The organism is Mucilaginibacter sp. (genome assembly GCF_028288225.1).
Classification (GTDB): Bacteria; Bacteroidota; Bacteroidia; order Sphingobacteriales; family Sphingobacteriaceae; genus Mucilaginibacter.
Genome location: NZ_JAQBOC010000062.1, coordinates 126,267 through 150,713, shown reverse-complemented (window position 1 = coordinate 150,713; position 24,447 = coordinate 126,267). Strand labels below are relative to the sequence as shown.

The following is a 24,447-nucleotide window of genomic DNA, read 5'->3' as shown; positions in this document are numbered from 1 at the left end:
TTTAAGTTAATACAGGAACATCAGCCATTATGGCCTAAAGCGTATTAACCTATTTGGGGTGGCTGCCAGATGGAAAGGGATACTTGCTGAACATATGGTTGCTGATAAACAACAAACATTTTTTCCGGAGTTTCAGCAATTGGCTTAAGATTAGGAGTAAAGGGCTTCGAGAGTATAAAACCCACGCAGGTGCCGCATGTAAAAAACGGGGAGCAGCCCTGGCACGCCTTTTCTTTTTGGGAAGATTTGCCAGCTAATTCTTTTTTAGCTGTAGCCTTAATCTGGCAGTCAGTATCTGTACAACACGGCATTGCAGAAAGCATGATGACATAAACAGATAGTATAAAGCAGAATAGTTTCACCTGGCAAAGATAATAGGATTCATTTAATAAACGCATTGGTTCCGGGCATCAACAATTTTATCAATATAGTAACAAATAACATTACTCACTTTGTTGCGCTTTGTGGTTATGTGAACTTGCAAATATCTGTGGCAGGATGTTGGTTTTTTTGATAAAGTTTTTTCAACTTTAAGGCTGTTTTTAATCCATACCTTTATCGAAGTTTTCGAGACAACAACGCCTGGCCTGCTGCCTCGTATTTAAAAATTAACCCAACCTTGAACATCGGAATCTTCACATACGGAACCCGTGGCGATGTACAGCCATACATTGCCCTGGCATTAGGCCTTATGGATCACGGGCACCAGGTAACCATAGCCGCTCCCGAAAATTTTAAAGAATTTGTTGAAGATTTTGACATTGCTTTTCATCCGCTTTATGGCAATGCAGAAGAAGGAATGAATTCGCCCGAAGGACAAAGCGTATTGCAAACAGAGAATACCATTAAGCTGATGAAGTATTTTTTTAAGGTGCTTCACGATATAAAAGTTCCGCTACGAAAAAGTTATATAGACGGAATTAGTAAGGTGGATTTTATTATAGCCAACTTAGCAACGCTGCCCATTACAAATGCAATTGCCGAAAAGCAAAACAAAAAAGTTGCGCTTACTTATTTTATGCCGCCGGTTGTTCCTACTGCTGAATTCCCACTGGGCGACTTTGACTTCTTAAATTTTCCATGGTACAATAAGCTCACCTATAAATTGGCACACGCCTTTTACTGGAAATTCGTGAAGGAAGAAACCAATGAGTTCAGGCAGGAATTGGGGCTGCCTGTATTAAAGGAAAACCTAATAGCTCACATAGGCAAACAGAAACCGCTTGACTTGTATTGCATCAGCCCAAGCCTGGTCCCCCAACCAAAAGATTGGGAAGAAAACAGTAAAATAACAGGCTTTTTAACTGTCCCTAATAAAAATAGAGAAGGCAACACGCTTGATAAAGTCCCCGCTGAATTAAATGACTGGTTAGCGCAGGGCGACAAGCCAATATATATGGGTTTTGGCAGTAATGGCGTTGGTAACACAGCAAAATTTATCAGCATATTAAACGACGTGTTAACAAAAACTAATGAACGGATCCTGTTTTGTACAGGTTGGTCCTTGTTTGAGAACCTGCCTGTTCACAAAAATTTATTCATTACCAAATATGTAAACCACGAATCGGTTTTACCTAAATGTAAAGCAGGGATCTTCCATGGCGGAGCCGGTACACTGGCAACTATGCTTCGAAACAATCTGCCGGTAATTATCATTTCATTTTATACCGATCAGCCAACATGGGGTAAAATAGTGGAGCGGATGAAACTGGGTGTTCACATTCCAGTCAAAAAGCTCAATGCAGATAAGCTGATCACGGCTTTAGAAAAAGTTCAAACAGAAGAAGTGAGGAACAATGTTGCTGCAATCGGGCGGCAGATCAGGAATGAGAACGGCCTTGAAAACGCGGTAAATGAAATTGAAAAGTACTTTAATACGCTTAGCTAGCTTATCTTTGCAAGTTCAATCCTCAATTACATGCCCACAAACGCACAACCTGTAGAAAAAGAAAACCTGCACCCGCGCAACCCGCACCGGGAGCGATATAACTTTAAACAGCTTTGCAAAAGCAGCCCGGCGTTGAGGGCATTTGTATCACGGAATCAATACGATGATGAGTCGATAGATTTTACTAATCCCGAAGCTGTTAAGGCTTTAAATAGTGCTTTGCTAAAACACTTTTATGGGGTGGAGGGATGGAATATCCCGGCAGGGTATCTTTGTCCGCCAATACCCGGACGGGCGGACTATATCCATTACATTGCTGATCTGCTGGCCGAAAATAATAATGGCGTTGTTCCCACAGGCAGCCGGGTAAAAATCCTGGATATTGGGACGGGCGCTAATTGCGTTTACCCGTTAATTGGCAGCAGCATATATGGCTGGCAATTTGTCGGCTCCGAAGTCGACCTGATCGCGCTTGCATCCGCAAAAAATATCGTCGCGTTAAATAAGCAGCTTAAGGATAAAATAGAGATTCGCCGTCAAACAAGTAAGACGAATATCTTTGATGGGATAATTAAGCCCGGCGAGCTGTTTGATGTAAGCATCTGCAACCCGCCTTTCCACTCATCCGCACTGGAAGCAAAGTCGGCAACCGACACAAAGTGGAAAAAGCTCGGGATCAACCCCAAACAAAATAATGCCCTCAATTTTGGCGGACAAAAAACCGAGCTGTGGTACCCCGGCGGCGAAGCTGCGTTTATTACCCGGATGATTGAGGAAAGTGCGCTGATACCGGATAGCTGCAAATGGTTTACAACGCTGGTTTCAAAAAAGGAGACACTGCCGGTAGTTTATAAAGCTTTAACCAAGGTTAAAGCGCTTGAAGTTAAAACCATTAATATGTCGCAGGGGCAAAAGATCAGCCGCGTTGTATGCTGGACGTTTTTGGGGTGATGAGAGAAAGGGAAGATAAGCGCTGGGATGGTAGTTAAAAATGGATAAATGATATTGCCTATATAGTATAGATAAAAACTGATTAGCAGTAGCCGGATGCGTCCTTAAAAAATATTTGATTAAAAGCGGTAAGCTTTAGCTGTTATACAATCAGCAAAGTAAAATACAACTTTAGTTCTATTTATCAAGCCTTCAACACCTCTATCCCTTTTTCTTTAAAAAGCGCAATATCAGCCCCATCATAATCAGTAATTATCGTGTTTATCAAATTTAATTCCGCAAATTTCAGATAGGATTCCTTTCCTATTTTACCAGCATCGCACAGGATATAAGTTTGCTTGCTGTTATTGGCCAGTGCTAATGTAATGGATGCTTCATTTTCACTTTGGGCAAACAGGCCGTTTATAGAGATTCCGTCAACTCCCAAAAATGCTTTTGTTGCCCGGTACTTGCTGATATGTCCTTCTGCCATTTTGCCGTGAATAGCTTGCCGGTCGCGGTCTACTTCTCCGCCGATTAAATTTATGGAGACCTGGCTGTTTTGTAATTCATAAACCACCGGTAAGGAATTGGTAATTACTTTGATCTTTTTATTCCGGATGAACTGGCATAACCTGTAAACGGTGCTGCCGCAATCCATAAAAATTATATTGCCATCGTGTATTTCATCCGCTGCCCGGCGACAGATAGCATCTTTGGCTTTTACATTTACTGCCGCTTTATTTTCAAATGCCTTTGCGCCCATTAAAGGGTCTATTATGGTAGCGCCGCCATGGGTACGATAAAGCATACCATCGGCGGCCATGCGGTTAAGGTCGCGCCTAACGGTTATCTCCGAAGTGCCTAACTCAACAGCAAGCTGGTGGATGTCGGCTTCGCCTGTTTGCTCAAGTATTTGAAGGATTTTTTGTTTTCTCTTTTGAAATACCATTAAAATTCCGTTATTTGATCAAAAATAATCAAAAGTTATCAATTATGAGCAACGTTAAAATACTGGATACCGAAATTCTTTCAGATAACTGGTACACTTTAAAAAAAATAACGTTTGAAATAGATCACAACGGTACCACTGTTAAGCATAATCGGGAGGCTTATGACAGGGGTAACGGCGCAACTATTCTGTTATACAATAGGGATACCAAATCTGTTGTTTTAACCCGCCAGTTTCGCATGCCAACCTATATAAATGGTAACGCCAGCGGATACCTTATTGAAGCATGTGCCGGTTTGCTTGATGCAGATAATGCTGAAGATTGTATCAGGCGCGAAACCGAAGAGGAAACAGGTTTTAAGGTAACTCACGTTGAGAAGATCTTTGAAGCCTATATGTCGCCCGGCTCGGTAACGGAGATCTTATATTTTTTTATCGCCGGATACACCAGGGAGATGAAGGTAACGGAAGGCGGAGGACTTAGCGAGGAAGAAGAAAATATTGAAGTACTGGAATTGCCTTTTAGCGTTGCTTTAGCAATGATAAAAAACGGCAAAATTAAGGACGCCAAAACCATTATGCTGCTGCAATATGCGGCATTAAATAAATTAATTGATGTATAAGCTTTCAGCTTACAAAGGTACCGCCCTATTCAAAAATCTTCAAATACCGCTCCACAGAAAATTCCATGGCAATTTTGGCTCCCTTTAAAATATAATGGCCAAAAGCGCCATACATAGCATCATATTGCTTGCCGCTTACAGCTGCACGGATCTGCAAAATCTCCTTTTTAGGCAGCGGGATCAAATTTGGGTAGCTGTACATAAATGAAACCGTTTTTTGACCGGCACTTACCTGGATGGTATCGCCAACCAGTAATACCCCATTATTTTGCGGACTATACAAAACGCATGCACCGGGAAAGTGCCCACCGCAGCAGATCAGTTGAATACCATCCCATAAATCAAACTCCCTGCCATCCCATAGTTGTATGTTGGCATCCTTTCGCGTCAGCCATTTTTCGTTCAATGCATTTACATATATGGGTACGCCGCCAAAGGCATTGCTCCAGTCGGTAATGGCAGAAAAAAAATGCGGGTGCGAAATGGCTATTGCCTTTATGCCGCCCAGGTTATTGATAGCTTCAATAGTTTCCGCATCAATGGCAGTAATGCAATCCCATAAAATATTGCCGTTTGGCGTTATCAATAAATGGGCCCTTTGTCCTATAGCAAAAACAGGTTGCGTATATATAGTATACAAACAGGGAGCAACCTGCTCAATTATATTTTTATGCCGATGGGCTAATTCATCAGCTGTTGTCCAGCTTTGACCGGCGGGGTTAACATATTGCCGGTCATCCTCACAAATAATACAATGAGCCGGCGGTGTTTCAGAAGGTTGGTACTGAACGCCGCATGTAGTGCAGATATAAGGAATTAATGCCATACTGACTTACGATTATTACCCTGGCTGATTTTTCAAAGCTATTATTTTACTTAGATAAAAGAAAACGCTAACTTAACCAGCAGTTACAAACCAACATCTGCCAAAATCAAACCTAATAATATATTCATGAAAACAGTATTGATATACACCATAATAGGCGTATTATTTACCTTAACAGCGTTCTCTCAAAAAAAAGCTGTAATCCACAAATCATTACCCGGAAATTCAATAGCACCGGTTGGTATTGTTAAAAACATTACCGATTCGGCTTTGCTCGATATTGTTCAGCGCCAAACCTTCAGGTATTTCTGGCACTTTGCACACCCGGTTAGCGGGCTTGCAAGGGAACGTGACAACACGGTAAAGGCTCAATATTACTGGGACTATATTAACGAGGCCGATGATGAGCCAAACTTAAGCAAGTCAACCTTTGGCCCTGAAGCCTGCGCTATTGGCGGTACCGGCATGGGGGTCTTATCAACCGTTGTTGCAGTTAACCGTGGATGGATAGGTAAGGATACTGCTTTAAACCGACTGATAAAAATTGTTGATTTTTTAATTAAAGCTGATTGTTATCACGGTATTTATCCGCACTTTATGAATGGCGTAACAGGTAAAACAATCCCATTTGGAAGGATTGATGATGGTGCTGATATTGTTGAAACCTCATACCTGATGATGGGCCTGCTTACTGCAAAAGCATATTTTAAAGGAAATAGCCTGCATGAAAGATATTTTCAGAAACGGGTACAACAAATGTGGGACGCCGCCGACTGGAACTGGCACAGCAATAATGGCAATAAAACCTTATACTGGCACTGGAGCCCCAATAATGATTTTGACATGAATTTTCCTGTCTTTGGCTATGACGAAGCGCTGATCACTTATATTGTTGCTGCCTCATCGCCAACGCATTCTATCTCAAAGGAATTATACGAAAATAGCTGGGTAAAAAGCACAAGCTGGAAAAATGGTAAATCGTATTTCGGGCATGTACTTCCGCTGGGTAATTTTGATATGGGCGGTCCGCTGTTTTTTGAGCAGTATACCTATATGGGGATTGACCCGGCTGGGCTGACAGATGATAATGGCATTGATTATGCCGAACAAACAAAAAATCATACGCTCATTAACCGCGCTTATTGCATTGAAAACCCAAAACATTACAAAGGCTATAGCGAAAAATGCTGGGGACTTACAGCCGGCGATAGCTTTAAGGGCTACGTAGCACATTGCCCGCAGGATGATCGCGGCGTGATCCAGCCTACGGCTGCGTTATCGTCATTCCCATATACACCGCATTACTCCATGCAGGCGCTCAAGCATTTTTATTATGACCTGGGCGATAAAATTTGGGGGCCGTATGGATTTGCCGATGGCTTTAGCGAAACGCATAACTGGTACGCCAAAACACACCTTGCTATTGACCAGGGTCCAATTGTAGTGATGATTGAAAATTACAGAAGCGGGCTGATATGGAAGCTGTTTATGAATAATCCCGATATTCAAAAAGGATTAAAAAAATTAGGGTTTAAAAGTAAGTGGATAAAGGAATAAAATTGGAGATTTAAGCTATTATAATTATTCCGAAATTTACGATATGGATTTGCAAATTATTAAAACCGACAAAGAGTATCAAAATTTATTGGAATGGATTGATAACCAATTTGATTTGGATATAGCTCCCGAAAGTAAAGCGGGCCAGCGTTTGCAAATTGCCTTATTACTTATCAAACAATATGAAGATCTGCATTACCCTATCCCTTCTCCCGATCCTATTGCAGTTGTAAAACTGAAAATGGATGAAAAAGGGCTTATGAATAAAGACTTAGTTAATTGGATAGGAAGTAAAGGATATGTATCTGCACTTCTTAGCGGAAAAAAGCCGCTTACGTTAAAAATCGCTAAAGTGCTCCATCACAAATTAGGTATCCCGGCTGCGGTATTGTTAACTTAAAGACCTTGCAAAGGACCAAAATACTATAAGTTAAGAAAGAACCGGCGCGATTCAAAGTTGGCAGAAGAAAAACAAGAAGGAAGTTTGTGGGCGCCAGGTGCAAATTTACTGCTTTGCATATCTAAGATCAGGCAAAAATGATTAAACAATTATATTTTCTATAGATATTTTGCATCTATGGCGAATTTCTAAAAATCAATAATTGTTTGCTTAATAGCACTTCTGAGCCCATCTGGTATAAAACAATGGTAAGAGACTTTTAAGCCTGGTATCATTTAAGCCAAATCTATAATCTCTTTTGCAAATTGTATCTTTTCCGTTATCTTTAGTGGATAAGCCTGCTAATGCAGATAACTCACGCTGCATCAGGCTTTTAATTTAAACTAAATTATAGCGCTTGCTAACCCTGATAATGTAATGCGTTTAAACCTTGTACTACTTTTTATGTTGATCGGCCTTACAGGATGGTCGCAGCGTATTATTCCCCGGTTTGAAACACTTGGCATAAATGACGGCCTGCCGCATAGTTCAGTTTATGGCGTTTACCAGGATAAAAAAGGCTTCATGTGGTTTGGAACGCCAGATGGTTTATGCCGTTATGACGGCAGCACACTGCAAACCTTCAGGTACCAGGCAAAAAACGATACAGATAATGTGAATAACTTTATCCGTTTCAGTTTTTTTGAAGATAAAAAAGGCAATATCTGGTACAGCAATGAAAGCGGTATTTATAAATGGAACGTACTTACTGAAGGGGTTGAAAGGATAAAAGTATTTGGAAAGGCAGAATTTGGGAATAGCGGTTTTCAATGTCTTTTTATGGACGAAAACGATACCCTGATATTGCTGAATGTAATAAAGGGTGTTTTTGAATTTAATACACTTACTTATAAATTAACGCTCTATCCTGTACCTTTCAAAATAGATTACGCGCGTATAATGTTTACTCAAATCAACGCCGACAAAGAGGGTAACGTGTGGCTAAGATTGCTGAGCAAAGATGACCCGTATATATTTTTTAACCGCAAAACCCACCTTTACTCTTACCAGTTTATAAAAGATCCGCCGCAAAGCATCTTTTTTGAAAAAGACCGCCATATACTGTCTTACGATGAAAGGCTCGTATTCCGTAATCTAAAAACAAAACGCGATACCATCATTAAGAAAACTATTAACGGGAAGCCGGTAAGGTTTTATTCCGTTCAAAATATGAAGGACGGCTATGGCAGGGAGTGGTTTACATCCCGTGGAAATGGCTTGTTTAATTATAATGAAAAAACCCGTCTTTTTGAAAATTATCACCATGATAATTCAAAGTTAAAATCACTTCCGTTTGATATTTCAACCTGTTTATATATTGACAGGGGTAATAATTTATGGATAGGTATTGATGGCGGTGGCGTGGCCCGGCTTGATCTGAAAGAGCCAAAATTTAACTTGTTCCCTTTGTCGGAAGGAGACTACCCTGTTTTAAAGGATTATTTTACCAAATGTTTTTTTGAAGATGATGCCGGCAATATATGGTTTGGCACCCATAACAGCGGTTTAAATATTTACAACCCGGTTACCGGAGCACTGCAAAACTTTCAGCATAAAGAAGGAGACAATACCACCCTGCCGGGTAATATCGTAAGCGCTTTTTTAAAAGACAGGGACGGTAATATGTGGGTGGGTAATAGCGGAGGTATCAGCCTGTTTGATGTAAAAAAACAAACTTTTAAAACCATTCCTATACAAAATCAGCCTAAAATATTTCCTAAACTGAATGTATTTGTTTTTAAGCTGATCCAATTAAAGGATGGAGACATTTTAGCCGCCACATTAATGGGGTTGATGAAAATAAAGAAGGACCCCGCAGGGAATTATACCGGGCACTACCTGGATGCAGATCCATATATGCAAAGCAATGTTGTTGATGTGGTTGAAATGCCCGATCGGTCAATTTATGCTGCTTTATCAGGTAACGGTTTGTATCATGCAAAACCAGTTGGTACAATGTATAAGCATTTTGAAACCTATTTACCTGGTATTGACCTGCGCAGTATCCGAAAGGATGAAAAAGATGCAGGCTGGTTTTGGATAGGCAGCGGCATGGGCCTCATCCATTTTAATACTGCTACTGGTAAATACCGGGTATGGGATGAGAAAAGTAAAATGCCGAATGCTTACGTGTACGGATCATTAGAAGATGAAAAACATAACTTATGGATCAGCACCAATAAAGGACTTTGTTATTTTAACCGTGCTGCTAATACATTCGAGAGCTACTCTTACCTGGATGGTTTGCAGAGTAATGAATTTAATACACAAGCGTTTTATAAAAGTAAAACCGGTAATTTTTATTTCGGAGGGATTAAAGGCTTCAATTGGTTTAAGCCCGTTAGCAGGGCGCAAATAACGTTAAAGCCATCTGCAGCCATTACACGCATTGAAATTAATGGCGAGGTATTTAAAAAAACCATCCCCCATTTTGTTAACCAGCAAATAACCGTTCCGTACAATAAAAACGACTTTAATATTCAATTTGCTGCTTTGGATTATACCCGGCCCGAGGCCAATAAAATTCAATACATTTTACAGGGTTGGGATAATAAGCCGGTAATTACTTATAACAGGTCGGTGCGTTATTCGCATTTGCTGCCGGGCAGTTATACATTTAAAATAAAGGTTGCAAATACATATGGGGTCTGGAGCAACGAAGAGCGGGTTTTTATTCATATAAAGGCGCCTTACTGGCGGCGCGCATGGTTTTATATAGTTGCTGGTCTGTTGCTGCTTGGTATCATTATTTATATTACCTACATGTTGTCGCAGGTGAAAATAAAGCGGCGCTTAAATGAGCTGGAAAAGATACAGGCGATAGATGCCGAGCGCAATCGTATAAGCCGCGATATGCATGATGAGATTGGCAGCGGCCTTACCCATATTGCTTTGCTAAGTGATCTCATCCAAACCCATCATGCGGCTGAATTGTCAATAAAAACGGATGTAAACAGTATTTCCGCAGCTGCAAGAAGACTGCTGGAAAGTATTAATGAAATCATATGGGCGCTTAACCCGCAGAATGATACTTTAGAAAGCTTGTTGGTTTACACCCGCGAGCAAATGCAGCAATATTTTGAGCCGTTTGAACTTCGCCTGCAAATTGATTTCCCCGATCCTGTACCCCTGATAAAGCTTACTAATGAGCAGCGACGCAACCTTTACCTGGTTACTAAAGAGGCATTGAACAATATAATGAAACATGCCAATGCCACCCTTGTTGAGCTTAGCTGTAATGTAAGACACGGACAAATCCATTTTACAGTAAAAGACAACGGCACAGGCTTGCCTGAAAAAACAGTGAAGGCATCATGCAATGGCTTAAAAAACATGCTTAAAAGAATGCAGGATATTGGCGGGGATATAAAATTTATAAATGATAATGAGGGACTTACGGTAAGTTATATCTTTACTGTAACGTAAAGCTGATACTACTTTTTTCACATTCCGGTACTCATAAATAAAAGTTATTTTCACAACTTATGACACCTATTGTAATTATAGAGGATGACGAAAAAATTCGCAATTACCTTTCGGCTTTGCTGGCAGGCTCGGGCGAGTTTAATTTGCGGGCATCCTTTGTAAGCGCTGAGGAAGCCATGAATTATTTTGAGTTCGGCCTGGGGGATGATATTGAGCTGGTACTTACAGATATTCAACTCCCGGCAAAATCAGGTATCGAGCTTATTGCGTGGCTAAAGCCTCGCCGTCCTGATATCCAATTGATGGTATTAAGTGTATATGATGATGCCGACCGTGTGTTTAAAGCCTTACAAGCAGGAGCCACAGGATATGTTTTAAAAAATACCCCTGCTACCAAACTTATAGATTCATTGATAGACTTGCGCAAAGGCGGCAGCCCCATGAGCAGCCAGATAGCCCGCAAGGTGGTAATGGCCTTTCAGCAGCAAACACCCTATGTTGATGCCAAAGAAATGCTTAGTGACCGCGAGAACGAAGTGCTGCTTTGGCTGAGCAAAGGCTTTAGCTACCAGGAAATTGCCGACCGCCTTTTTATATCTATTGACACCGTGCGCACCCATATCCGAAATACTTACGAGAAGCTGCATGTACGAAACAAAAAAGAGGCATTGCGTAAAACAGGCTACAGGTGAGGAAAGGAGAGTAGGATGTATGAGGCAAGAGTTAAGAAAGAGCGATTTATCGAAGGCTCCCATCCACTCGATCTTTTTAATCCTAACACTTGCATCCCTGTTCTTCTCTTGTATCTTGATTCCTGATGTCTTGACTCTTGATTTCTGACATCTTGGCTCTTAATTCAATTACTACTTATCTCATATTTTTTTTCTTCATAGTAAGAGTAGCTTTACTTCCTATAACCCTGATGTACCGCAGTAAGTAATACCGTTAAAGATATAGGACATTTAAAAATAACTTAAATTGTAGTTTCTGTTAGGGAGGAAATACATTAAGTAGCTGGCCTCAGGATGTAAGTCCGGGGCCTTTTTTTGTTTTTAGATGATCCACGGGTAAGAAAAAGTCAGTGCTTTTTGGAGACCCCATCACCTTTACAATAAACCTGGCTATAAGCCGTTCTATATTATATAGTTATCCGCTACATAGCGTACTCATCGCAGAATTCAAAGAATAGTCCATTTTTATCTCTCTGTTTTTTCCCGATCAATAGGCCATGCATTCATCATAAAAATTGATGAACACACGGAGACTATTACATTAATTTATTTTTATGATTATTCTCATCTTCTTTATTGCGCATTGGTTTTTGTCGTTGTTTTTTCAAACCTTTTTCCAGCATCGTTACGCGTCACATCGTATGTTTACCACTAGTAAAGGCTGGGAGCGGGTATTTTACTTAATGGCCTACCTTTTTGAAGGGACATCATTTTTAAACCCGCGTGCCTACGCTATAATGCACCGCGAGCACCATGCCTACAGCGATACCGAAAAGGACCCGCATTCACCGCATTTTTTCACAGATATTTATCAGCTGATGAAATCAACCATTGATACTTTTGGCGATCATGTGAAAAATACAAAAAACCCTGAAGCAAGGTTTGCAGGGCATTATCCTGAATGGCCATTAATAGACAGGATGGGCTCATCTATACTTTCAAGGCTGTTTTTCGCTACAGCCTATACTTGTTTTTACATCGCTTTTGCAACGCACTGGTGGATGTTTCTTTTGCTGCCCGTTCATTTCATGATGGGACCGATCCACGGTGCTATTGTAAATTGGTGCGGACATAAATATGGTTACACAAACTTTGATAACAAGGATAAATCGAAAAACACCACACCCTTCGATTTCCTGATGCTTGGTGAGCTGTTTCAGAACAATCACCATAAGCACCCCAACAGCGCCAACTTTGGCAAGCGATGGTTTGAAATTGATCCGGTTTACCCAGTTATGAAACTATTGCACTGGATACGGATAATTAAACTCCGTAAAGCATATTAATTATTCCAATAACTATATACTGATTCTGCTGTTAATTATGCACGAATCAGTATCAATTAACAAAAACAAAATAAGATGGAAAATCCAACCATAGAAAAACAAACCCGGATGTATTTGTTTGATTTGATGAATACCGCACTGGAAAATGGCTTTAAAGCGGACGATAGCTGGGAACTGATCCTGGGAACGGAAGCTCAAAAAGCAAGGATCCAAAAAGATTATTATCCCGCCGTTGCTACCAAGGTATTTCCTGAGATAGTATTACCGGTATTTTATACTATTAAATCACGGCTGAACCTGGCATTAAATAAGGAAGAACAAAGCCGTGATGTAAAAGCTATTTTAAAGGACAAGCTGAACTACGTAATTGCTTTTAATCCTAAGCGGCAACGCCGTTAATTGTAAAGCCTCCGCAGGGCTTACAGAAGTCCTGCGGAAACAAGGCGTTTTTACTCCACCACTTCATAAATAGTTACAGGCTTAGCTTTATTTTTCAGCGTAACCTCACCAATTTTTTCACATTTGAAGGATTCTTTAGCTTTGTGATACACCTCTTCGGTAATGATGATCTGCCCTGCTTTAGCGGCGGATTGCAGGCGCTGCGATAAATTTACGGCATCACCTATTACCGTATAGTCCAGTCGTTTCAATGATACCGAACCAATATTTCCGGATACCATTTCTCCCGAGTTTATCCCTATGGATACCGCCGGTTTGTATGAAACGTCACCCAGCTTTATTTCTTCCATGTTCTTTAACTGCTCCCTTACAACCAGTGCAACATCAATGGCCTTGTCAAGGTGATAATTGCCCCTGAAAACGGCCATTACCGCATCCCCCATAAACTTATCAACGTGTCCACCCTGGGCAATAATTTCCTTTACAATATTATCAAACAGGCCATTAAGCAAGGTTACTACCGTATTAGCCGGAACCTGCTCTGTAATGGCTGTAAAACCGCACACATCAATAAACATAACGGTAGCATCAACCAGCTCATTCTTCATCAGGCTGCCTTCAAATTCTTTATGATTCATAAAGTTGAGCACGTTCTCGTCAACATACATTTTCAGTATGTTGTTTTCTTTGATGGCCTTCATGGTCTCGTGCAGCTGCCTTACGTGGATAATGGTTTTTTCCATGGTAAGGTCAAGGTCCTCAAAATCAACAGGCTTACATACAAAATCAAATGCGCCGCGGTTCATCGCCGTGCGGATGTTTTGCATATCGCCATAGGCCGATACCACAACGGCCTTAACCATAGGGTTAGCCTCGGGTAACCGGCTGAGCAGGGTAAGCCCATCCATTACCGGCATATTTATATCGCTTAAAACGATATCCAGGTCAGGGTGTTCTTTTACCCTTTCAAGCGCTTCTTCGCCATTTTGAGCAAAAACAAATTCATAAACATTCTCCCGGATCTTACGGCGAAATTTTTGTTTCACCAGTAATTCCAAATCAGCTTCATCATCAACTACCAATATCTTGGCCATTACTCAGCAAATGTTTTAAGTTTTTCTTTTAATAAAATAAAATCAAGCGGCTTGGTTAAAAACTCGTCAGCTCCTTTTTCCATTGCCTGCCTGTGGTTTTCTTCATCGCCATAAGCGGTTATCATCATAACAACCGGCGGCGGTGGATCATTAAAATCTTCGCGGATGTGTGTAAGCAACTCTAAACCGCTCATGCCTGGCATATTAATATCTGATAATATCAGTACGATTTCTGAATGGGCATTATGTAAAACATTCAGAGCCTCCTCGCCCGAAAGCGCAAAAGAAAATTCAATTTCATTATTCTTTATCTCTTTGCGGAAGCGTTGTAAAAAAAGAGGTTGAACATCTGCCTCATCGTCAACTACTAATATTCTCATAGCTGTTAAATATAGGGATTAAAAATTTATACAGGAATTGTAATTGTGAACTCAGTGTAATTTCCTTCTTCGCTGTCAACTTCCAGCTTTCCGCCATGTACTTTTACTATAATATCATAAGTTAATGATAAGCCCAGCCCGGTTCCTTCGCCGGTTGGCTTGGTTGTAAAGAATGGCTGCATGATCTTGTCTTTAATTGTATCGGGTATGCCATTGCCATTGTCCTTCACTATAGCCACCCAGCCCCCTGAAGGGGGAGCGAAAGTAGTTATCGTAACAGTTGGTGTATAATTTTCGGTGGCTGTTTTCTTTTTTTGATTAACCGCATAAAATGCATTATTGAATAGGTTCAGCAACACTCTGCCAATATCCTGCTGTACCACATTGATTTTAGGCAGATCATCTGCAAAATCAGTTATTATTTCCGCGTTGAACGATTTATCTTTTGCTCTTAATCCATGATAGGAAAGTTTTAGAAATTCATCGGCCAATAAATTTATATTAGTTAATTGTCGCTCCCCCGTACTTGTTCTGCTATGCTGCAGCATGCCTTTAACAATAAAATCAGCGCGTTTGCCATGCTGGTTTATTTTCTGCTGATTCTCTTTAATATCATTCGCTATTGCTTTTACTTCTTCAAAATCACCTTTATCAAGCCCTAGCTGCATTTCATCAATCAACTCTATATTTACTTCCGAAAAATTATTAACAAAATTGAGCGGGTTTTGGATCTCGTGGGCTATGCCTGCCGTAAGTTCGCCCAATGAAGCCATTTTTTCGGATTGGATGAGCTGGGCTTGGGTTGATTTGAGATCAGTAAGCGTTCCCTCTAAAACTTTATTGGCTTTATGCTTCTGCCTGTTATTGCGGTAAAGTAGCAGGGCGATAATGAGGAAAACTCCCGAGCCGGCCAGCAGAGAATATGTTTTGACCATGGTTTGAGAGGCAACCCTTTCTTTTTGAAAGTCCTGGAATCGCATTTGTTCCTGGAAGGAAGCGTTTTGAAACTGGGCCAAACTCGCTACCCTGATTTTAAATATGCTGTCCTTGGCAGCTATGGTCATACCGGCGTACTTAAAAGCGCTATCTCGTTGCTGTCTTAACTTGTAGCTGTTATAAAGATTTTGATAAACTATACCAATATTGAGTTGCTGGCTCATGGATGGCCCTAAAGTTTTAAAGGTTTCGAGCGTTTTTTTTGCAAAATGAAGGCTTGAATCGCCCCCATTTTCGGACAGGTAAAGATCAGTGAGTTTTAGATAGTTTCGGGTTAAGGCTGATGTGTTTTTTTGTTCTGCCGACCATCGTACACCTTCATAAAAACACTCCTTTGCTTTGGCTTTGTCTCCTTTCCTAACTTGTATATCGCCTAAAACGCTCATGATGTAGCCGGTGTATCTTTTATACCCGGTTTTTACATCCAGAGCCCGTGCCTCGTTTGCAAAGGTTAACGCGGAGTCAATTTTATTGCGATCTGCATAATAGTTTCCTATGTTCATATCGGCAATCATCACGCGGAGTGGATTGTCTATTGAGTTCGCAATTCTCCTGGCTTCTTTAAAATGGAAGATTACCTGGTCTGTGTTCTGTGTGCGATCCATCAGTATCCCAAACATGTGGTGCACGAGGGATAGCATCAAAAGCCTGTTTTTCTCCGGAGTAGTTTGCCGTATTGTAAACCAACTGTTGCTTGCATTTTTTGGGTCCTGTGCAATGCCAAAGGCTTGTAGCAGGCACTTCAACGCTTCGGCGTAACGCCCCATGCCGGTCAACTGATAGCCTTTCATGGAAAGAGACCTTGCCATCAACAGCGGCTTCTTGTTCTTTTGGGCCAGGGATATGGCCCGGTCGGAATAATAAAGAGCACTGTCCCGGTTTATCTCTTCGAAATACAAATAAGCCTGGACAGTTGTGACATACCGTGCCGAATCGTCGTGCGCATTCCTGAACGCGGTGCGGATATTGCCGGGCAGTTGCTGCTGTGCCCGACTAAAAACAGGTATCAGCAATAGAAGCAATAATATTTTGGTGCAAGTTTTCATGCTATGCTAATTAATTGGCAATTGAATTATAAACTCCGATCCCTCACCCTCAACACTATTAACCTGTATGCTTCCTCCATGCCCCTTTACCACCATATCATAAGTTAATGATAAGCCCAGCCCGGTTCCTTCGCCGGTTGGCTTGGTTGTAAAGAAGGGCTGCATTATTTTGTCTTTAATTGCGTCCGGGATTCCATTGCCTTTGTCTCTCACCTTAATAATTACCTGCTCATTTTCGGCGGACGTACTCACTGAAACTTCCGGCTTATAATCTGCCCCTGCAGTTTTCTGTTTCTGACTAACAGCATAAAACGCATTGTTAAACAGGTTAAGCAATACCCGGCCAATATCCTGTGGTACAATATTTACCATTGGCAGCTTATCTGCAAAGTTCGTGTTTAGGTCTGCGTTAAAGCTTTTGTCTTTTGCCCGCAGGCCATGGTAGGCCAGCCTCAGGTATTCATCAGCCAAAACATTAATATCCGTTGGCTCCTGTGTATTGCTGCTGGCGCGGCTATGTTGCAACATGCCTTTTACGATGCCATCTGCACGTTTGCCATGATGGCGAATCTTTTCCAGGTTTTGTTTGATGTCGCCCGCAATAGACATTGCCTCATCTTTGTCCCCTTTTGAAAGCTCAAGTTCCATTTCATCAATCAACTCAATATTCACTTCCGAAAAATTATTGACAAAGTTCAGCGGGTTTTGGATCTCATGCGCTATACCTGCAGTAAGCTCACCTAACGAGGCCATTTTTTCCGACTGGATCAGTTGTTTTTGGGTGAGCTGCAGATCGGCCAAAGCTTTATTTGTTTGATCCCGTTGTTCTTCTATAATGTGTTTTTGCTTACTTAAAAGATTATTGGCTTTTTGTTTTTGGCGGTTATTTTTCAACAGCACAACAACTGTTAAAGCAATTATCCCCACTAAAATAAGTGCGCCGGTTAAAAAATAGCGCTGCATCTGTTTATCCTGGTTAAGGGTAGCTATCTGTGCCTGCTTTTTAGCAATATCATTATTGTATTGCAGCAAGTTAGTTTGATTGCTAACCTGCGTGTTTATCATACTATCACGATAGGTGATATACAAATTTTGATACTTATAAGCATTGGTAAAATCCTTTTTTAACGCGTAGGCATTGGCCAAAGCGCTAAAGTTATCGCGCATAAACTCAATGGTACCGGTTTGTTTACCTGCTTCTAATCCCTGCGTGGCGTAATATAATGCACTATCAAGGTTCCCTTTTTTAAGGTATGCTCGTGCAATTACCCCGTCTATCCACGAAACACCTTCTTTATCGCCAATTTTCGTTGCTGTTTTTAACGAGCTAAACCCATATTTAAATGCCATTGGCAAATTTGCTACCCTTACATATACATCGGCCAGGTTGCTTTCGTTAAGTTCAATATTGTAGGAGGTGGTAGTGCTGTTCAGTGCTTCCTCATATGCTTTAATTGCTTCCGGATAATTTCCCATCAAACGGTAGCGTTCGCCAATGGCATTTAAAAGATTGTTTTGCGTTACTTTATTGCCTACCTGTTTATTTACTTCCAGCGCTTTTTTATAGTAGTATAATGATTTCACATGTTCGCCCATGCCATTGTAAAGTGTGGCCAAAGCTGTCCAGGCTAAAGCTAAACAATCCAGGCAATTTGCATCTTCGGCAGTCTTGGCTGATTTAAGCGTCCACTCCATTCCTTTGGGGTAATCACTTAATGAATTTTGATACAAGCTTCCGACAGCCCGCTGGCAAGTTGAAAGAAATTTTTTATCAGGTAATGTTTGGGCAATACTTTCTGCTTTTAAAGTATAAGCAAGCGCTTGCTTATTTTCTGTAGTTTGTGCATATGCTTTACCTATTCTTAAATAGTAGAATGCTAAAAGAGTTTTATCTCCCGTTTTTTCTGCAATTGCAAAAGCCTGTTGTAAAAGCGACAATGCTTTTTGTTTTTCGCTTTTCAGGAACATCAAATCAACCAGGTTTATCAGGGCATAACCCTCACCTTTTATATAGCTTATTTTTTTAGAAATATCATATGCCTCGTTAGCGACTGTATCAAGCTTTCCGGCACTTAAACCCGGAATTTGCCCAAGCTCATTTAGCCGGTTAACCCGGAAGGTATCTGCCTGTGTGTGCTCCTTAAGCTGTTGTTGTAATTTTTTGGTTTGCTGATCTTGTCCATAAGCTTGCCGGATGCAGAGTAGTATAAAAAATGCAGGAATTATTTTTTTCATATATATACGACAAATACCATTGATAAGAAAACATATACCTCTTCTAACCCTCTGAATTAAAGGTTTTAATCAAGCATAATAAGCAAATGAAAAGTATGGAAATTTAATAACTATATCAATGGTTATTAAACAGGCAGCTGAATAATAAATTCAGTAAATTCACTATCCTTTGTAGCAATGTCTATTTTTCCCTGGTGCCCCTTTACTATTATATCGTAACTTAAAGATAAGCCCAGGCCTGTACCTTCGCCGGTTGGCTTTGTGGTAAAAAAAGGCTGCATAATTTTTTCCTTTATATCATCAGGTATACCTGTTCCGTTGTCTTTAACTTTTATCTCCAGCGTTTTACCTTTTGCTGTTGTACTAACTTCAACGGTTGGTTTAAAGTCTGCTCCCGCTGTTTTCTGTTTTTGCTGAACGGCATAAAAGGCGTTATTAAATAAATTCAATAAAACCCGGCCCACATCCTGTGGAACCATATTGGCCAAAGGTAAATTATCACCAAGGTTGGTAACCAGGTTGGCATTAAACGATTTATCCTTTGCTCTTAATCCATGATACGAAAGACGCAGGTATTCATCAGCCAGTTTGTTTATATCTGTTGGTTCTTTTGTGGTGCTGCTTGCCCGGCTATGCTGCAGCATCCCCTTAACAATGCCATCAGCCCGCCGGCCATGGTGGCGGATCTTTTCCAGGTTTTGTTTTATGTCGGCCGCAATGGCAATGGCTTCTTCTTTATCACCTTTATTTAACTCTTCCTCCATCTCATCAATAAGCTCCATGCTTACCTCCGAAAAGTTGTTTACAAAGTTCAACGGGTTCTGGATCTCGTGCGCTATCCCCGCAGTAAGCTCGCCCAATGAGGCCATCTTTTCTGACTGGATCAGCTGATCCTGGGTAGCTTTCAATTCCTCAACAATTTCCTGCAGGTTTTCTTTTTGTTTAACCAGCTCGGCGGTGCGCTCATTTACCAATGCTTCAAGCTCCGCTTTTCGTTCGGCGGCAATCCGCAGCTCCTCTTCCTGTTTATTTGAGTTTGCCCATTTGCCGAAGATCCAAACGAAGGCAGCCAGGGTTACCAGCTGAAAATAATTAGAATATTTTTCGTAAAAATCGGGGGCAATAAGCATGGTAAGTCCATTTATAAATCCAACGGCCACCAAAGGAAAATTTGCCTGTACATAAGCTTTTTGCGATTTAAAATCGGGTTCTTTATCTACGTAAAGTAGCAAGCCTAATAATATCGCGGCACCTAAAATATCAACGGCTTCATTTTCAAGGCTAAAAGCTATGGAAAAATAGAGAGCTATTATTACCCAGCTTGCTGTGTTTAGCAGTGTTTTCCACTTTGGGTATATAGGAGAGAATTTATATCGCTTTATTAAGCGTCGGATGAGTAAAAAAGCTGCCAGGAAATAAAAAAGAGTCATGCCTTAAAATTAAATTTTTACGAACTAAAGTTAAATATTAAAACCTATGCTTGCTAATGTTTGAAATTAGTACAAAACATTTAAATATATTAGCCGTCAAATTTTTCACAGAACATGCAATTTGAGCAGGCAGGAAATTATATTTTAAACAGGCTGAATAATGAACTGCCCGATCATCTCACATATCACAATGCCGACCATACAAAGGATGTTTACCAGGCTGCAAAACGTATTGGCGAAACTGAAGGTATTACCGGCGATGAACTTAAATTGCTGCTAACCGCTGCTTATTATCACGATTCAGGTTTTTTAATAATGGCTGAAGGCCATGAGGAAGAATCATGCCACATTGCAAGGGAAGCTTTGCCGGGGTATGGTTACACTATAGATGAGATAGAGAAGATCTGCGGGATGATAATGGCAACACGCTTACCCCAATCGCCCACAAATCACCTGGAACAAATTTTAGCCGATGCCGACCTGGAAAACCTGGGGCGCGATGATTTTTTTACCGTTTCACATAAGCTATTTCTCGAAAATTTGTTTTCTGGCAAGGTTGAAAACGAAAACGAATGGAACCTTCAGCAAATAGAATTTATAGAAAAGCATCAATATTTTACCAAAACCGCCATTAATTTGCGGCAAGCTAAAAAGGATGCTAACTTAGGACGAATTAAAGCACAGGTAAACTCTTAAATGAAAAACTTACAATTGCCTCATTGGCTACAGGATACCATTTATGTGATATGCGGTATTTTATTTTGCGGTTTTGCATTAAGGAGCTTTTTAGTTCCTAATAGTTTTTTTGATGGCGGGGTAACCGGTATCTCGTTACTGGTTCATGAGCTATATCATTTAAACATAGCTTATGTTATCATTATAGCCAATATCCCATTCATTATCATGGGGGCCTTCCAGGTTAATAAAACTTTTGCTATCCGTACTTTTGCTGCCGTTATTGGGTTGGGCTTGTGCCTGTTATATCTGCCTTATCCGCAAATAACATCTGATAAATTGCTGGTATCAATCTTTGGGGGGGTGTTTATGGGTATTGGGGTTGGGCTTGCCATAAGGGGCGGTTGTGCGCTGGATGGTATTGAAGTTTTGGCTTTATACACCGGCAAACGGATAAGCTTTACTATTAGTGAAATTATATTGGGCATTAACATTATCATTTTCCTTATAGCGGCTATTAAGCTGGGTTTACCAACTTCATTGTATTCAATATTAACCTATTACACGGCATCAAAAACCATCAGTTTTGTTATTGAGGGATTGGAGGAATACACCGGGGTAACCATAATTTCTGGTGAGAGCGAGCAAATTAAAAAGCAACTGGTAATGACCCTGGGCAGGGGCATAACTATTTACAAAGGCGAACGCGGGTTTTTAAAGGGCAGCTTTGATGTTAGCCAGCCGGTTGATATAATTTTTACCGTAGTAACCCGCCTTGAAGTAAGGCGCATGCGCAATCTTATCCAGGAAATTGATCCAAAAGCCTTTGTGTTTACCAGCACTATAAAAGAGGCTGCCGGTGGTGTTTTAAAGAAAAGGGCAAGACATTAATAACTTAAACGTCATGCCGAAACAAGTTCGGCATGACAGGTTAATTTATTTTGATTATTTACACAAGCTCTTTCGCAAAAAGCTCGTCCAAACGCGCGTGCGAGTCGTTTACTCCGCGCTCCATGCCTGCCTGCAGCATCCCATCCCTGTCAGTAACCGATTGAAAAACTGATTGCATTGTCAATCTTGTTCTGTTGCCGGGCAATGCTTCAAACCTGGCGGTTTCTAATGTTACATGTCCTGATTCCGGGAGCCCTTCAAATTCAAACGTCTGGATCACACGCTCAGGAGCTAAAACTTCGTGTACTACGCCATGAAAGCCATACTCGTTACCTGCAGGGTCAATATGTACATAGCGGTACGAGCCGCCTGCCTTAGGCTCAAACTTATCAAGTCGCATTTTAAGCTCACGCGGACCAAGCCATTGTACAATTAACTCGGGAGTTGTAAAAGCTTTAAAAACAATTTCACGCGGTGCCTCAAACTCGCGGGTAATAAAAATTTCCTGTTTGCCTGGTTCAGCTTTAATGCTGGTTTCATTTTTAGTTGCCATAATTTTATGTTTTTGGTTTGTTTGTTTTTTATCCGTAAGGTATCGCATATGCCCCCTATGTATCGTATCCATCGCCGCACACACCCTGCCTTACAATTGGGCGTATGCTATACGCCCCTACCTATTGTTTTGCCTCGTCATTTTTCATTTTATCTAACAAATCATCCATTCTGTCAAATTTCTCAGCCCATAACTGCCTGTATTTCTCTATCCAGTTTGATACCTCATTTAACTGCTGAAGGCTGGCTTCGCAATATCTTTCCCGGCCTTGCTTTTTAATATTGATCAACCCGCACTCCATCAAAATTTTAATATGCTGCGATATAGCCGGCCGGCTCACTTCAAACTTGTCGGCAATGGCATTTAAATTTAACGGGTTAAACGCTATTAGGTTTATTATTTCTCTGCGGGTTGGATCGGCTATTGCCTGGAAAACATCTCTTCTCATCGGTCTCAATTAATATGTAAGTAAACGCTTACAAATATATATGTAAGCATTCACTTACGCAATTATTTTTTAATTTATTTTTTGACAGACTGCCGATAGCTTTTAACCCGTCCTTACAAAATAAGCCGGGCCTATGGCTCTTTAAAAAATGGGTGTCGACAAATTATTCTGCTAACTGCAATTCAGAGCCATAGAGCAATGTCATTAAGCTAAGAGAACATTGACTATAACTAGCCGCATAACAATATCCAAATGCCCCACCTAAATCCTCCCGGGTAAGGGAGGACTTTAAAAAAGCGCGAAGCTAAAGTCTCCCTTACCGGGGGAGATTTAGAGGGGGCTATGAGGCTTTTGGAGAGAATCGCGTTTGTGTTTCTTCTTAATTTAATGACATTGTCCATCGCCTCGGCCCATATTGTAACAACGGATTTCGATCCAGTAAAATGAAAATGAGCTTTCTAACAAAATAGATTGAGCCTTTCAACAAAACTATCGCCTGCCTGCGGGGTTACCTTTGTATAAATAAAATTTAAAACGATGACAAAAATTTGGTTTATAACAGGCAGTTCCCGCGGATTAGGGCGCAGCCTTACAGAAGCAGTACTGGCAAGCGGTGACAAAGTTGTTGCCACAGCAAGAAATACTGATGCATTAAACGACCTGGTTGAAAAATACCAGGAACAGATCTATCCTGTAAAATTGGATGTTACCCAACACGATGAAATTTATACTGCAGTTGCAGATGCTGTTGCTCATTTTGGCAGGATTGATGTTTTGGTAAACAATGCAGGTTTTGGCATTATCGGCGCCGCTGAAGCGTTTACCGATGAACAGGTACGCAGCCAGTTGGAAACAAACTTGTATGCGCCAATTGAAGTTACCCGTGCGGTATTGCCTTATATGCGTAAACAGCGTTCGGGCCGGATCCTGCAGATCAGCTCAGTTGGCGGTCGTGTTGGTAATGCTGGATTGAGCATGTACCAGGCCGCCAAGTTTGGATTGGGTGGCTTTAGCGAAGCTCTTGCAAAAGAAGTTGCACCGCTGGGCATATTTGTTACCAGTGTTGAGCCAGGCGGTTTCAGTACCGACTGGGCCGGCGCATCAATGAGCTACGCCCCGAAGCTGGAAGGGTATGAAACTACAGTAAATCAACGTGCCGATTATTTTGCCAGCGGCAAGTTTGTACCAATGGGCGATCCGGACAAAGCTGCAAAAGCAATGGTTGATCTGGCTAACAACCCCGGGCCCCCGGTACATTTGGTATTAGGCAGCGAGGCCATAGGTATATTAAAACTGGCTGATGAAGCCCGCCGGGTCGAGCTTGAAAAATGGCTGCCCGTAAGCCTTTCAACTGATCATGACAAGGCAGACAATTTTTTGGATACAGCCGCAGGAAAAGCGATTTTGAATATAGAAAATGATGTGCGGATAGAAAAATGATATGCGAATGGGCAGATATGCAAATGTGCGGATGAAAAAAGAAAATGCCGCGGTGTTTTTCATTCGCACATCCGCACATCCAAAATCCGCACATTGTCTTCCCATTCGCACATCCGCACATCCAAAATCCGCACATTGTCTTCCCACTCGCACATCCGCACATCAGAAATTCGCACATTGTCTTCCCATCCGCACATTAAAT

At 41.1% G+C, this 24,447-nt stretch carries 24 protein-coding genes; 13 read left to right on the top strand and 11 right to left on the bottom strand.

All coding sequences use genetic code 11. The features are described 5' to 3' along the window. Window positions 1-44 precede the first annotated feature (44 nt). Window positions 45-398, bottom strand: coding sequence for a hypothetical protein (locus JWQ54_RS19600; RefSeq protein ID WP_299588303.1), 354 nt, complete (start codon window positions 396-398; stop codon window positions 45-47). A gap of 221 nt (window positions 399-619) precedes the next feature. On the opposite strand from JWQ54_RS19600, the gene JWQ54_RS19595 reads away from it, so the two are divergent. Together JWQ54_RS19595 and rlmF are read left to right on the top strand one after the other, a co-directional pair. Beyond that, complete coding sequence (locus JWQ54_RS19595; protein ID WP_299588300.1) at window positions 620-1,888, top strand: glycosyltransferase; 1,269 nt, start codon at window positions 620-622, stop codon at window positions 1,886-1,888. Between the two features lie 30 nt (window positions 1,889-1,918). Then, window positions 1,919-2,839, top strand: coding sequence for a 23S rRNA (adenine(1618)-N(6))-methyltransferase RlmF (gene rlmF, locus JWQ54_RS19590; protein WP_299588298.1), 921 nt, complete (start codon window positions 1,919-1,921; stop codon window positions 2,837-2,839). A gap of 184 nt (window positions 2,840-3,023) precedes the next feature. On the opposite strand, the gene JWQ54_RS19585 is transcribed toward rlmF, so the two are convergent. Beyond that, window positions 3,024-3,770: a DeoR/GlpR family DNA-binding transcription regulator gene (locus JWQ54_RS19585; RefSeq protein WP_299588295.1), complete on the bottom strand. Its 747-nt coding sequence runs from the start codon at window positions 3,768-3,770 to the stop codon at window positions 3,024-3,026. Window positions 3,771-3,814: 44 nt separating this feature from the next. Between JWQ54_RS19585 and nudK the strand changes: the two genes are divergently transcribed. Then, window positions 3,815-4,393, top strand: a complete 579-nt coding sequence (gene nudK, locus JWQ54_RS19580; RefSeq protein WP_367187117.1) for a GDP-mannose pyrophosphatase NudK — start codon at window positions 3,815-3,817, stop codon at window positions 4,391-4,393. A gap of 25 nt (window positions 4,394-4,418) precedes the next feature. Here the strand turns inward: nudK and JWQ54_RS19575 are convergent, their stop codons facing one another. Continuing rightward, window positions 4,419-5,219: a hypothetical protein gene (locus JWQ54_RS19575; protein WP_299588292.1), complete on the bottom strand. Its 801-nt coding sequence runs from the start codon at window positions 5,217-5,219 to the stop codon at window positions 4,419-4,421. 126 nt (window positions 5,220-5,345) lie between these two features. Between JWQ54_RS19575 and JWQ54_RS19570 the strand changes: the two genes are divergently transcribed. From JWQ54_RS19570 to JWQ54_RS19545, 6 genes are all read left to right on the top strand, one after another. Beyond that, a complete protein-coding gene (locus tag JWQ54_RS19570) occupies window positions 5,346-6,776 on the top strand; it encodes a glucoamylase family protein (protein WP_299588289.1) in 1,431 nt (476 codons plus the stop codon). A 43-nt stretch (window positions 6,777-6,819) separates the two neighbouring features. After that, the gene (locus JWQ54_RS19565) at window positions 6,820-7,176 is read left to right on the top strand and encodes a transcriptional regulator (protein ID WP_299588287.1); all 357 of its coding nucleotides are present in this window, start codon (window positions 6,820-6,822) and stop codon (window positions 7,174-7,176) included. A gap of 417 nt (window positions 7,177-7,593) precedes the next feature. Continuing rightward, window positions 7,594-10,641, top strand: a complete 3,048-nt coding sequence (locus JWQ54_RS19560) for a two-component regulator propeller domain-containing protein (protein ID WP_299588284.1) — start codon at window positions 7,594-7,596, stop codon at window positions 10,639-10,641. 59 nt (window positions 10,642-10,700) lie between these two features. Further along, a complete protein-coding gene (locus JWQ54_RS19555) occupies window positions 10,701-11,333 on the top strand; it encodes a response regulator transcription factor (RefSeq protein ID WP_299588281.1) in 633 nt (210 codons plus the stop codon). Window positions 11,334-11,926: 593 nt separating this feature from the next. Continuing rightward, the gene (locus JWQ54_RS19550) at window positions 11,927-12,658 is read left to right on the top strand and encodes an acyl-CoA desaturase (RefSeq protein ID WP_299588278.1); all 732 of its coding nucleotides are present in this window, start codon (window positions 11,927-11,929) and stop codon (window positions 12,656-12,658) included. Between the two features lie 75 nt (window positions 12,659-12,733). Further along, a complete protein-coding gene (locus JWQ54_RS19545; protein WP_299588276.1) occupies window positions 12,734-13,057 on the top strand; it encodes a hypothetical protein in 324 nt (107 codons plus the stop codon). A gap of 50 nt (window positions 13,058-13,107) precedes the next feature. Here the strand turns inward: JWQ54_RS19545 and JWQ54_RS19540 are convergent, their stop codons facing one another. The 5 genes from JWQ54_RS19540 to JWQ54_RS19520 form a co-directional block, all read right to left on the bottom strand. Beyond that, the gene (locus JWQ54_RS19540) at window positions 13,108-14,151 is read right to left on the bottom strand and encodes an adenylate/guanylate cyclase domain-containing protein (protein WP_299588274.1); all 1,044 of its coding nucleotides are present in this window, start codon (window positions 14,149-14,151) and stop codon (window positions 13,108-13,110) included. Continuing rightward, window positions 14,151-14,531 (bottom strand): response regulator, encoded by a 381-nt coding sequence (locus JWQ54_RS19535; RefSeq protein ID WP_299588272.1) that lies wholly within the window; start codon window positions 14,529-14,531, stop codon window positions 14,151-14,153. The genes JWQ54_RS19540 and JWQ54_RS19535 overlap by 1 nt, the downstream gene beginning before the upstream one ends. A gap of 26 nt (window positions 14,532-14,557) precedes the next feature. Further along, the gene (locus JWQ54_RS19530) at window positions 14,558-16,573 is read right to left on the bottom strand and encodes an ATP-binding protein (RefSeq protein WP_299588271.1); all 2,016 of its coding nucleotides are present in this window, start codon (window positions 16,571-16,573) and stop codon (window positions 14,558-14,560) included. 6 nt (window positions 16,574-16,579) lie between these two features. Further along, on the bottom strand, window positions 16,580-18,808 hold the full coding sequence (locus JWQ54_RS19525) for a tetratricopeptide repeat-containing sensor histidine kinase (protein ID WP_299588269.1): 2,229 nt from the start codon (window positions 18,806-18,808) through the stop codon (window positions 16,580-16,582). Window positions 18,809-18,933: 125 nt separating this feature from the next. Then, window positions 18,934-20,238 carry an ATP-binding protein gene (locus JWQ54_RS19520; RefSeq protein ID WP_299588267.1) on the bottom strand — a complete coding sequence of 435 codons (1,305 nt, stop codon included), beginning with the start codon at window positions 20,236-20,238 and terminating at the stop codon, window positions 18,934-18,936. Between the two features lie 114 nt (window positions 20,239-20,352). Here JWQ54_RS19520 and JWQ54_RS19515 point away from each other — a divergent pair, with 114 nt between their 5' ends. Further along, entirely contained in the window at window positions 20,353-20,934 is a 582-nt protein-coding gene (locus JWQ54_RS19515; protein ID WP_299588264.1) for an HD domain-containing protein, read from the top strand. Continuing rightward, window positions 20,935-21,804: a YitT family protein gene (locus tag JWQ54_RS19510; RefSeq protein WP_299588262.1), complete on the top strand. Its 870-nt coding sequence runs from the start codon at window positions 20,935-20,937 to the stop codon at window positions 21,802-21,804. Between the two features lie 58 nt (window positions 21,805-21,862). Here the strand turns inward: JWQ54_RS19510 and JWQ54_RS19505 are convergent, their stop codons facing one another. Next, window positions 21,863-22,357, bottom strand: a complete 495-nt coding sequence (locus JWQ54_RS19505; protein ID WP_299588259.1) for an SRPBCC family protein — start codon at window positions 22,355-22,357, stop codon at window positions 21,863-21,865. Here JWQ54_RS19505 and JWQ54_RS29230 point away from each other — a divergent pair. Further along, entirely contained in the window at window positions 22,332-22,514 is a 183-nt protein-coding gene (locus JWQ54_RS29230) for a hypothetical protein (protein WP_367187116.1), read from the top strand. The genes JWQ54_RS19505 and JWQ54_RS29230 overlap by 26 nt on opposite strands. Here the strand turns inward: JWQ54_RS29230 and JWQ54_RS19500 are convergent. Next, on the bottom strand, window positions 22,479-22,805 hold the full coding sequence (locus JWQ54_RS19500) for a helix-turn-helix transcriptional regulator (RefSeq protein WP_299588256.1): 327 nt from the start codon (window positions 22,803-22,805) through the stop codon (window positions 22,479-22,481). The two genes, JWQ54_RS29230 and JWQ54_RS19500, sit on opposite strands and share 36 nt — an antisense overlap. A gap of 537 nt (window positions 22,806-23,342) precedes the next feature. Here JWQ54_RS19500 and JWQ54_RS19495 point away from each other — a divergent pair. After that, complete coding sequence (locus JWQ54_RS19495; protein WP_299588255.1) at window positions 23,343-24,245, top strand: oxidoreductase; 903 nt, start codon at window positions 23,343-23,345, stop codon at window positions 24,243-24,245. Between the two features lie 59 nt (window positions 24,246-24,304). On the opposite strand, the gene JWQ54_RS19490 is transcribed toward JWQ54_RS19495, so the two are convergent. Continuing rightward, the gene (locus tag JWQ54_RS19490) at window positions 24,305-24,442 is read right to left on the bottom strand and encodes a hypothetical protein (protein WP_299588253.1); all 138 of its coding nucleotides are present in this window, start codon (window positions 24,440-24,442) and stop codon (window positions 24,305-24,307) included. Between the last annotated feature and the right edge of the window lie 5 nt (window positions 24,443-24,447).

Excerpts from the sequence above, each read along its gene's own strand:
- JWQ54_RS19600 (WP_299588303.1), bottom strand. The coding sequence starts at position 398 with ATGCGTTTATTAAATGAATCCTATTATCTTTGCCAGGTGAAACTATTC.
- rlmF (WP_299588298.1), top strand. The coding sequence starts at position 1,919 with ATGCCCACAAACGCACAACCTGTAGAAAAAGAAAACCTGCACCCGCGC.
- JWQ54_RS19585 (WP_299588295.1), bottom strand. The coding sequence starts at position 3,770 with ATGGTATTTCAAAAGAGAAAACAAAAAATCCTTCAAATACTTGAGCAA.
- nudK (WP_367187117.1), top strand. The coding sequence starts at position 3,815 with ATGAGCAACGTTAAAATACTGGATACCGAAATTCTTTCAGATAACTGG.
- JWQ54_RS19575 (WP_299588292.1), bottom strand. The coding sequence starts at position 5,219 with ATGGCATTAATTCCTTATATCTGCACTACATGCGGCGTTCAGTACCAA.
- JWQ54_RS19570 (WP_299588289.1), top strand. The coding sequence starts at position 5,346 with ATGAAAACAGTATTGATATACACCATAATAGGCGTATTATTTACCTTA.
- JWQ54_RS19565 (WP_299588287.1), top strand. The coding sequence starts at position 6,820 with ATGGATTTGCAAATTATTAAAACCGACAAAGAGTATCAAAATTTATTG.
- JWQ54_RS19560 (WP_299588284.1), top strand. The coding sequence starts at position 7,594 with ATGCGTTTAAACCTTGTACTACTTTTTATGTTGATCGGCCTTACAGGA.
- JWQ54_RS19555 (WP_299588281.1), top strand. The coding sequence starts at position 10,701 with ATGACACCTATTGTAATTATAGAGGATGACGAAAAAATTCGCAATTAC.
- JWQ54_RS19550 (WP_299588278.1), top strand. The coding sequence starts at position 11,927 with ATGATTATTCTCATCTTCTTTATTGCGCATTGGTTTTTGTCGTTGTTT.
- JWQ54_RS19545 (WP_299588276.1), top strand. The coding sequence starts at position 12,734 with ATGGAAAATCCAACCATAGAAAAACAAACCCGGATGTATTTGTTTGAT.
- JWQ54_RS19540 (WP_299588274.1), bottom strand. The coding sequence starts at position 14,151 with ATGGCCAAGATATTGGTAGTTGATGATGAAGCTGATTTGGAATTACTG.
- JWQ54_RS19535 (WP_299588272.1), bottom strand. The coding sequence starts at position 14,531 with ATGAGAATATTAGTAGTTGACGATGAGGCAGATGTTCAACCTCTTTTT.
- JWQ54_RS19530 (WP_299588271.1), bottom strand. The coding sequence starts at position 16,573 with ATGAAAACTTGCACCAAAATATTATTGCTTCTATTGCTGATACCTGTT.
- JWQ54_RS19525 (WP_299588269.1), bottom strand. The coding sequence starts at position 18,808 with ATGAAAAAAATAATTCCTGCATTTTTTATACTACTCTGCATCCGGCAA.
- JWQ54_RS19520 (WP_299588267.1), bottom strand. The coding sequence starts at position 20,238 with ATGACTCTTTTTTATTTCCTGGCAGCTTTTTTACTCATCCGACGCTTA.
- JWQ54_RS19515 (WP_299588264.1), top strand. The coding sequence starts at position 20,353 with ATGCAATTTGAGCAGGCAGGAAATTATATTTTAAACAGGCTGAATAAT.
- JWQ54_RS19510 (WP_299588262.1), top strand. The coding sequence starts at position 20,935 with ATGAAAAACTTACAATTGCCTCATTGGCTACAGGATACCATTTATGTG.
- JWQ54_RS29230 (WP_367187116.1), top strand. The coding sequence starts at position 22,332 with ATGCTGGTTTCATTTTTAGTTGCCATAATTTTATGTTTTTGGTTTGTT.
- JWQ54_RS19505 (WP_299588259.1), bottom strand. The coding sequence starts at position 22,357 with ATGGCAACTAAAAATGAAACCAGCATTAAAGCTGAACCAGGCAAACAG.
- JWQ54_RS19500 (WP_299588256.1), bottom strand. The coding sequence starts at position 22,805 with ATGAGAAGAGATGTTTTCCAGGCAATAGCCGATCCAACCCGCAGAGAA.
- JWQ54_RS19495 (WP_299588255.1), top strand. The coding sequence starts at position 23,343 with ATGACAAAAATTTGGTTTATAACAGGCAGTTCCCGCGGATTAGGGCGC.
- JWQ54_RS19490 (WP_299588253.1), bottom strand. The coding sequence starts at position 24,442 with ATGTGCGGATGGGAAGACAATGTGCGAATTTCTGATGTGCGGATGTGC.